The organism is Desulfovibrio sp. 1214_IL3152, from assembly GCF_036763055.1.
In the GTDB taxonomy this organism is placed as follows: Bacteria; Desulfobacterota; Desulfovibrionia; order Desulfovibrionales; family Desulfovibrionaceae; genus Desulfovibrio.
Genome location: NZ_JBAIYW010000435.1, coordinates 1 through 8,400 on the forward strand (window position 1 = coordinate 1; position 8,400 = coordinate 8,400).

8 protein-coding genes and 1 pseudogene are annotated in these 8,400 nt (G+C 56.8%); 4 read left to right on the forward strand and 5 right to left on the reverse strand.

Annotated elements, in window-relative coordinates:
* Positions 1-1,074, forward strand: a pseudogene (locus V6C07_RS09165) (excinuclease ABC subunit UvrA); the annotation flags it as partial.
* A 330-nt stretch (positions 1,075-1,404) separates the two neighbouring features.
* Here V6C07_RS09165 and ahpC read toward each other — a convergent pair.
* Positions 1,405-1,971 carry an alkyl hydroperoxide reductase subunit C gene (gene ahpC / locus V6C07_RS09170; RefSeq protein WP_333536118.1) on the reverse strand — a complete coding sequence of 189 codons (567 nt, stop codon included), beginning with the start codon at positions 1,969-1,971 and terminating at the stop codon, positions 1,405-1,407.
* A 394-nt stretch (positions 1,972-2,365) separates the two neighbouring features.
* On the opposite strand from ahpC, the gene V6C07_RS09175 reads away from it, so the two are divergent.
* The gene (locus V6C07_RS09175; protein ID WP_333536120.1) at positions 2,366-2,830 is read left to right on the forward strand and encodes a Fur family transcriptional regulator; all 465 of its coding nucleotides are present in this window, start codon (positions 2,366-2,368) and stop codon (positions 2,828-2,830) included.
* A gap of 458 nt (positions 2,831-3,288) precedes the next feature.
* A complete protein-coding gene (locus V6C07_RS09180; RefSeq protein WP_333536121.1) occupies positions 3,289-3,534 on the forward strand; it encodes a FeoB-associated Cys-rich membrane protein in 246 nt (81 codons plus the stop codon).
* Between the two features lie 738 nt (positions 3,535-4,272).
* Here the strand turns inward: V6C07_RS09180 and V6C07_RS09185 are convergent.
* Positions 4,273-4,662 (reverse strand): acyl-CoA thioesterase, encoded by a 390-nt coding sequence (locus tag V6C07_RS09185; RefSeq protein WP_333536127.1) that lies wholly within the window; start codon positions 4,660-4,662, stop codon positions 4,273-4,275.
* 27 nt (positions 4,663-4,689) lie between these two features.
* On the opposite strand from V6C07_RS09185, the gene V6C07_RS09190 reads away from it, so the two are divergent.
* Positions 4,690-5,862, forward strand: a complete 1,173-nt coding sequence (locus tag V6C07_RS09190) for an MltA domain-containing protein (protein ID WP_333536123.1) — start codon at positions 4,690-4,692, stop codon at positions 5,860-5,862.
* Between the two features lie 118 nt (positions 5,863-5,980).
* Here the strand turns inward: V6C07_RS09190 and fabZ are convergent, their stop codons facing one another.
* The 3 genes from fabZ to V6C07_RS09205 all read right to left on the reverse strand — a co-directional run.
* Complete coding sequence (gene fabZ, locus V6C07_RS09195) at positions 5,981-6,445, reverse strand: 3-hydroxyacyl-ACP dehydratase FabZ (protein ID WP_333536125.1); 465 nt, start codon at positions 6,443-6,445, stop codon at positions 5,981-5,983.
* Between the two features lie 383 nt (positions 6,446-6,828).
* A complete protein-coding gene (locus tag V6C07_RS09200; protein ID WP_012624244.1) occupies positions 6,829-7,374 on the reverse strand; it encodes an OmpH family outer membrane protein in 546 nt (181 codons plus the stop codon).
* A 206-nt stretch (positions 7,375-7,580) separates the two neighbouring features.
* Positions 7,581-8,400 (reverse strand): N-acetylmuramoyl-L-alanine amidase family protein (locus V6C07_RS09205; RefSeq protein WP_333536126.1); only part of this gene is annotated, 820 nt, incomplete at its 5' end.

Here is an 8,400-nt window from a genome sequence, read left to right on the forward strand (position 1 = left end):
TGCGGCGACGACACCATCGCTCTGCCCGACGCCCGGCGTGAGCCGCAGGGGGAACTGGTGCTGCACAATGTGACCACCAACAATCTGCGCAATGTGGAATGCCGCATTCCCCTCGGCGTGCTCACCTGCGTGACCGGAGTTTCAGGGTCGGGCAAAAGCTCGCTGGTGGTGGATACGCTCTACAAGCATCTGGCCCTGAATCTGGGCCTGCGTGTGGATCAGCCCGGCACTATCGGCGGGCTGGAGTATGAGGGCGGGGCCGCCCCTGTGGAGCGCATAGTGGCTATCGACCAGACGCCCATCGGGCGCACCCCGCGCTCGAATCCGGCCACATATACAAAGATATTCGACGAGATACGCAATATTTTTGCCATGACCCAGGACGCCCGTAAGCGGGGTTACAAGCCTGGGCGTTTCAGTTTCAACGTGCGGGGCGGCCGGTGCGAGGCTTGCGGCGGCGACGGGCAGATTCGGGTGGAAATGCATTTTCTGCCCGACGTTTACGTCACCTGCGACGTGTGCAAGGGTAAACGCTATAATCACGAAACCCTTGAGGTGCGCTATAAGGGATTGAACATCGCTGAGGTGCTCAACCTTACCGTGCGCCAGGCCAGAGAGTTGTTTGAAAACTATCCGGCGCTGGAACGCCGCCTGGCAGTGCTGGAAGAAGTGGGGCTGGAATACCTGCGGCTTGGACAGCCCGCCACCACCCTCTCCGGCGGAGAGGCCCAGCGCATCAAGATTTCGCGCGAGCTGGGCAAGCGTTCGCTGCCCGGAACCATGTACATTCTGGACGAGCCGACCACGGGGCTGCACATGCACGAGGTGGGCAAGCTCATCAAGGTGCTGCATGCCCTGGTGGACAAGGGGGCCAGTGTGGTGGTCATCGAGCATAATACGGACATGATCCTGGCTTCTGACCATGTTCTTGACATGGGGCCGGGGGGTGGTGAAAACGGCGGGCTGATTGTTTCCGCAGGCACGCCCGAGGCCATTGTGGCTGACCCGGAATCCGTCACCGGGCGTTTTCTTATGCAGGAACGGCTGGACAGGATAAAGCGCCGCACAAGCTGAGCGCGTGGTTTGCCGTGCCACAGGCCGGGGCCTGCCAATGCGCGCAGGCCGCCACTGTGCAGGCAGGCAAGCCAGGCAAAATCTGCCTCAACGCCAGAAGCCTCGAAACTGATTATTTGGTTCAATCCATTACTGCAAAAGGCTTTTTACGTCAGTGGCGTGCCGTATTGGTGCGCCGGTAAAAAGCCTTTTTGCTTGCCTCTGGCGCAAAGCCAGCGAGAAGCTTGTTCTGGACGTGCGGACATAAAGGAACCACCCGCTTGCGCGGGTGGTTCCGATTCGGGGATAGTGTCTGAGGAGGACAGGCTATGGGACTGAGAAATGCGGGGGCTACAGTTTGCCCACCAGGTCAAGGCCGGGCTTGAGGGTGGACTTGCCGGGCTTCCAGCGGGCAGGGCAGACCTGATCGCCGTGCTGGGCCACAAACTGGGCGGCTTCAAGCTTGCGCAGCAGTTCTTCGGCATTGCGGCCGATGCCGAGGTCATGCACTTCATAAGCCTTGATGATGCCTTCGGGATTGACAATAAAGCTGCCGCGCAGGGCCTGACCGGCTTCTTCAATGAGCACGTGAAACGCGCGTGAAAGGGTTCCGGCGCTGTCAGACAGCATGGGGTACTTTATCTTGGCTATGCTTGGGGAGGCGTCTGCCCAGGCTTTATGCACATAGGCGCTGTCTGTGGAAACAGAATAAATTTCGCAGTTGAGCTTTTTGAAGTCTTCGTAGCTTTCAGACAGGTCTTCAAGCTCGGTGGGGCAAACAAAGGTAAAGTCGGCAGGATAGAAAAAGAAAATGGACCAGTGACCCTGCAGGTCTGTGTCGCAGACATTTTTCAGCTCACCCTGATGAAATGCCTGTACATTGAAGGGTTCAACCTTGGAATTGATCAGATTTGCCATATTATTTTCCTTGCAGGCGGAACGCGCTTGCGGCTCCGGAAAAGGTTGAGAGTCTTTCTGTTTTGAAAACAGTATTCAATCCTGATAAAAATGTCAAGAGGGTTATCATCGAATGCGGCACGTCGAAAACACGGTTACCGTACTTTTTGATTTTATCCTTATATACAGGCTATAGGGCGGCAGGCAAAGGGACAAGATCTTCACGCTGCCAGGGATAACGTGATTTCAGGTCGTGGCAGGTTCCTGTAATTCATTGCTTTTTATTTGAAAGTGCGTCACAAGTAAGGATGATTTATCTGAATCCTTCAGCATAACAGACTCAAAAAACTCGTGCTTTGTTTTTCTTGGCATGAATGTGAAAAATATTTTACACTGCACCCGGGGGTAGGCAATTATGACAGCAACACAGCGTAACGCCTGCCTGGCGGACTTTTTGGAGTTCATGAACCGCAAGGGCCTGAACACCACGTCGCAACGGCGCATCATCGCCGAAGCCTTTTTTGAGCTGCCGGGCCACCACTCTCTTGAAGAGTTTTATCAGCATATCCTGCAGCGTGATCCGGGCATCGGGCAGACTACGGTATACCGTACCCTCAAGCTGCTTTGCGATGCCGGTATGGCTATGGAAATTCACTTCAGCGACGGCATCACCCGTTATGAAGTCGCCAAGCCTGACAGTCATCATGACCATCTGGTCTGCCTGCAGTGCGGTAAGATCGTTGAGATATGCGATCCGCGCATTGAGACGCTGCAGCGTGAAATGGCCGAAAAATACGGCTTCAGGCTGCGGGGCCATGTGCATAATCTGTATGGCCTGTGCGAAATGTGCCGCGCGCAGGCTGCCGAAGAAGACAAATAGAGCAGTTCACCTTGAAACTGTTCTGGCGGCTGCGAGGCTGGTGCGAGGCATGGAGGCGTAAGCGACGTAGCATGCGGACTTACGCTTTGCGCTTTGCATTCGTAGCGTTAACCTGCTCTGGGCTCACATGTGCCGGAGACAAGTCTTTTCAGCCTGCCTGACGCACCAGCGCCCTGGCGACCTTGCTTTGCGGTAATATTTTCGCCTGGCAGCCGCCGCGATCCCTGCAATTCAGGATACCGGCAGAAACGCCTTGTGGGCTTTTTCTGCCAGGGCTGTACGCTGTCCTTGAACCGCGCCTGGGTGCTATCTCAGGGGCTGGACTGCTTCTCTTTATTCCGGAATATCCCTGCACATGCCGCGCAATATGCGCCAGTGGCGTATGAAATGGAAAAGTTTGTAACGAACTTGACTTTCATTTTCTATTGACGCACTATTTAAGTGTGAGGTGATTTGAAATGGACATACAGCTGATTATCGTGGCGCTCTGTATTGCGGCTGCGGCTTTTTTTGTCATCAGGCGTATGGTGCGCGCCATGCGCAAAGGGCAGTGCGGTTGCGGTTGCGACAGTGGCTGCGGCAGCGCTGGCCGTCCAAAGGAAACGTCCTGCTGCTGCTCGGGAAAAAGCCCGGAAAGTGATGAAGCGCGGCGGCTGGAGTCCGCCCGCATTGATGCGGGCCATGAGCCCGAAGATCGGCAGTAGCCGTCAGAAAGATCGCTGTTTGCGGATTCTTCGCAAGAATCGCCCGATTTTTGCTTTGCCAGACCGCCGAGCGCGCGTTCTGGCCGGAGACCGCTGGTGCCGAAATCTTTCCTTCGGCAAAAGTGGTACAGCCTTGCCAAACAACGCCCCCTCCGCCCGTGTCTGCGTCGCCGTGCGGCGCAAGACAGCGGGAACGTAAAGGCCCCGGAATTTTCCGGGGCCTTTCAATATGCTGCAGTCTGCCTTGGGGGAAAACGCCAAAAAAACTTCTGCAGGGTCTGTTGAGTCACGGAAAACCGTGGCAGCCGCTAGACAGTGCCGTCACGAGCGCCTTTCCCGGTATCTCTGCGTCGAACTTCGCCTTTTATTCCGGTCGAGTACCATAAGAGTACACTCCCTGCATAAAAGGCTCGTTCTCCTTGATATACCAAGGAAATTCATCTCGTGACGACACTGTCTGGAGCAGATTAACTTTGAGAATATACATTCTCAAAGTTTAAGGCACGCTCACTTCGGCGTTTAACCGCGCAGATAAACTGCGCTTACGCCTCCGTAGCGAACGTCTGCTCACGCAGCCGTCCGAGCAATTTAAAAGTTAAATTGCTCTAGACCAAGGACAACGGAACGGCTGCGGGTTTTGGGGCGGATTTTACGCCCGTCACGGGGATGCCGTCCAGCTTTGAAGCGGGATGCGCCGCCGCTGTAGCTGTCGTTCCGGCCTTATGAGGCCGAAGGCTTTTACACGGCATCAAACGTGAGGCTACGGAACCAGTCAGGCGCAGGCACGGGGCGGCCCTGCGCGTTGACCAGGGCGTGTTGGGTCATGCCGGTAGCCAGAAGGCGCTTCTTGTCCTCGCTCCATATCTCATATACAAAGCGCATTGAGGCTCGCCCCCATTCGCTGATGCCCGCGCGCACCAACACAAGGTCGTCATAGCGGGCGGACGAGCGGTAGCGGCACTGGGCCTCGCGAACCGGCAGGATGATGCCTTTTTTCTCCACCTCGGCGTAGCTCATGCCGCAGCGGCGGATGTATTCGCTGCGGGCGCGCTCGAAAAGGTGCAGATATTCAGCATAATAAAGAACGCCCATCGTATCCGTTTCGCCGTAGGAAACGCGATGTGGCATCCAGATATCAGGAGTGGGGAACTCTTCATGCACGCGAATGCTCCTTGTTTATACGCGCCTTACACTCACGGTTCCATTGACCGACCCTGTGGGTTCAGACCGGCCCTGGTGGCGCTGCTGCTTATGTGTTTTCTGCTTGGGGCCTGCGGCAAAAAGGTGGCCCCTCCCTCTCCGGAGCCGGTAGGACCGCCTGTGGCCTTTGAAAGCCCGGAGTTTTTCGTAAGCTGCCTGAAACCTGTCAATCAGGATCTGGGCAGTTGGAAAGAGATAGCTCCTACCGTGCGCAAGTCTTTACGCTATGTCAACAGCAAGCCCGCCACGGCCGTTGCCGTGCAGCGGCCGGGCCTGAGCGTGACCTGGGGCGAGCTTTCTCGCACCCTGACCCGCTTGCAGGAACTTTTGCCTCGTCTGGACAAGGAACCGGAGCTTTTTCTGGCAAACTTCCGCTGGGTGGAAGTGCCGGACGGCATAAAGTATTCGGGGTATTACGAGCCTGTGGTGCGTGCCAGCCGCACACGCAAGCCGGGCTATACCCAGGCCATCTACGCGCTGCCGCCGGACATCAAGGCGGTGAAGGCCAAGCGCGGGCGCTACTATGACCGCCGCACCATTGAAGAAAAACAGGTGCTTGCCGGAAAGGGACTGGAACTGGCCTGGGCTGCGGACCCCGTGGACGTGTTTTTTCTGGAAATTCAGGGTTCCGGCAGGCTGGTCTTTGACGACGGAACCCAGGCGTACATCAATTATGCGGGGCAGAACGGTCACAAGTATAAAAGCTCGGGACGCATCATGCGGGAAAAGGGCTTGCTCCGGGAAGGGCATATCTTCGAGCAGCGCCAGTGGTTCAAGGATAATCCGCAGCGTGTGCGCGAGATACTGAACGAAAATCCCAGCTATGTCTTTTTCCGCTACGGAACCCGTGGCCCTACGGGGGCCATGGGACAGGTGGTGGACGACTGGCTGTCGCTTGCCACAGACCGCACCTTTATTCCCTTGGGGTCGGTTGTGGCCTATGGGGTGAATATTCCTGACCAGCAGCGAGGCAAGGTGCCGCTGCGCGGCATCGGCTTTGCCCAGGATGTGGGCGGCGCTATCAAGAAAAACCGTATCGACGTGTTTTGCGGCGGCGAAGAGCGGGGCAATTATGTCGCCAGCCATCTGGATGCCAAAGGCCCGGCCTGGGTATTGCTGGCAAAGTAATGTAGCGGCCGTCTTCGGCCGGTTGGCGCAAAGCCCGTTTGTGGCGGGGACACATGATTCCCCGGCCGCAAACGGGCTTTTTATGTTGGACAGATGTGCAGCGGCTGTGGGCCTATGCTCAGTCTTTGGGCCTGTCCCCGATAGCGGCAGTGATCTGGGCTTCTGCGGCGAGCTTGCCGTCCACAAAGGCGCGAGCTTCCATCTTGCAAAGTTTGAGCTTCATGCGGATGTTGGAGCACTCAAGGTCCAGACGGTCGCCGGGAATCACCTGGCGGCGAAATTTAACGCCGTCAAGGCCGGTAAAGAGAAAAAGCTTGTCGTCCAGGTCGCCCATGCCTGAAGCGGCCAGCAGGCCGCCGGTCTGGGCCAGGGCCTCAAGAATGAGCACACCGGGCATGATGGGCGCGCCGGGAAAATGCCCCTGAAAAAACGGTTCGTTGAAGGTAACGTTTTTGTACGCCCTGATATGCGAACCGGCTACGCATTCCACAACCCTGTCCACCAGCAGGAAGGGGTAGCGGTGGGGCAGCAGGCGCAAAATGCGCTGTATGTCCATGCTCTGGCTTTGCGTAACTGAATCCATATGTTCTGGCCTCCTGGCGAGTTTGGCGTGTCTGTGGCCGGGACGGCGGAATGACGGCGGCCCTGTCCCTATGGCGCGTAGTCACGCGCCCGCTGAGAGTATTTTACCTTTGAGAACATGCAGTTGCAAGGGGCAAGCACCAGCCTTGCCTTTTGACCGCCCGGTGCACGGCGCGGATGCGTTCCGCCGTTGTCTTTTCAAAAACGCTTGGGCCGCGTCTTACCCCAGCGCGGCAAAGCCTCTGGACCGGTCGCCGCCTGAAAGGCTCAGGTGGCTCTGACTGAGGATACGACCGTCACAACAACTTCAGGTCAAATGGCAGTAAAGAAAAAAGCCTCCCGCCCGTCAGGGTCGAGAGGCCGTGTCGCTTTATGGACGGGCGCTTATTTTTTGCCGCCCTTGTCGTTTTTCTTTTCTTTGTAAAGCCTGTTCACTTCGGTGAGCACGTCCTGGGTCAGGTCCATTGACTGGTCGGCGTACAGAACGCCGCCCGCGGTCACGTCCACCACAAAGTTGAAGCCCTTGGTGCGGGCCACTTCGTAGGTGGCGCTGAAGACCAGGGTCACCATGTCTTGGCGAAGCTTCACTTCTTCCTGTTCAACCTTGCGCAGGAAGTTGCGGGTCTTCTGGTCCAGGTCCTGCTTGGCGCGGATGAATTCCAGCTTTTTTTCTTCGCTGACCTTGGGATTTTTGAGCGATTCGGCCTTTTTCTTCAGGGCTTCGCCCTGCTTTTCCAGCTCGGCACGTTCTTTGCCGAACTTTTGTTCCATCTGCTTTTTGGCGGCCTCGGCGGGTTCGCTCTGCGTGGCCACAGTTTGCATGTCCACAACACCAATTTTGGCGGCGGGCACGGCGTTGCTGTCAGCCGCAAGGGCCGCTCCGGCCATGAGCATGCAAACCGCTACGGTCATCATCAAAACCTTGCGCATGTAAAGTACTCCTTCCCCGATTGCTGTTTTTATATCTCGTCCTTGCGGAATTGGGATGACCCTTGCGCCGTAAGAAACTTGTATAACACTGTTTTTTGTGCGTGGCCCGTGCGCTGCACAAGCCGGGACCGGACCTGGCCGCGCCTGTGTAACTGGGCTTTATTTTTGCTGATACGACAGAGCGGCATACATTTGAAATCCCTGCATCACATAGCATCGGCGCTTTCGGGCGTCAAGGAATTATGGGCAGTTCGTCTTTTAAGCAGTCTGTCTTTGTATGCAAGTATGCCTTCGGCCAGTCCCTCGGCCAGCGCAAGACGATATTTGGCATTGGCAAGATTGCGGGCTTCGGCGGCATGGGTGCAATAGCCAAGCTCCACCAGCACGGCGGGCATCTGTGCGCCAAGCAGCACATGGAAGGGAGCTGACTTGACCCCGTTGTTGCGGACATCATACTGCCGTTTTTTCAGTCGAAAGATGCTAAGGCGCTGAATATCTTGTGCAAGCCGGCGTGATTCGTCTACTCTGGCATTCAGCATGACATCGGCCAGCATTTTTTGCATATCGCCCAGGCGATGGTCGCTGCCCGAGTTTTCAAGCGCGGCCACCCGTGCGGCCTCGCTGTTGCTCGCCAGATCAAGATAGTAGGTTTCAAAACCGTTGACCGACCTGTCGTCATTGGCATTTACATGAATGGAAACAAAAATGTCTGCTCCGGCGGCATTGGCGCTGCTTGTCCGCTCCCGCAGTGAAAGCCCTATATCCTTGGTGCGGCTGTAGACCACATCCACTCCATTGGCCTGCAAAAGGCGGCCAAGGGTCAGGGCCACGTCCAGGGTAATGACGCGCTCAAGAATGCCGTTATGACTGGTTCCGGGGTCGCGCCCGCCGTGTCCTGCGTCAATGAAAACCGTACGCAGGGTAAGCCCGAGCTGACGGGCCATGTCATTGGCCTGACGGGAGTCGGGCAGGGGCGTTTCACGGGTCGGCGCGGCTTTGCCCTGTTCGGCAAAGCCTGCCCCGGCA

Coding starts and splice junctions, on each gene's coding strand:
- V6C07_RS09190 (WP_333536123.1), top strand. CDS start 4,690: ATGCACGCGAATGCTCCTTGTTTATACGCGCCTTACACTCACGGTTCC.
- V6C07_RS09185 (WP_333536127.1), bottom strand. CDS start 4,662: ATGCCACATCGCGTTTCCTACGGCGAAACGGATACGATGGGCGTTCTT.
- ahpC (WP_333536118.1), bottom strand. CDS start 1,971: ATGGCAAATCTGATCAATTCCAAGGTTGAACCCTTCAATGTACAGGCA.
- fabZ (WP_333536125.1), bottom strand. CDS start 6,445: ATGGATTCAGTTACGCAAAGCCAGAGCATGGACATACAGCGCATTTTG.
- V6C07_RS09175 (WP_333536120.1), top strand. CDS start 2,366: ATGACAGCAACACAGCGTAACGCCTGCCTGGCGGACTTTTTGGAGTTC.
- V6C07_RS09180 (WP_333536121.1), top strand. CDS start 3,289: ATGGACATACAGCTGATTATCGTGGCGCTCTGTATTGCGGCTGCGGCT.
- V6C07_RS09200 (WP_012624244.1), bottom strand. CDS start 7,374: ATGCGCAAGGTTTTGATGATGACCGTAGCGGTTTGCATGCTCATGGCC.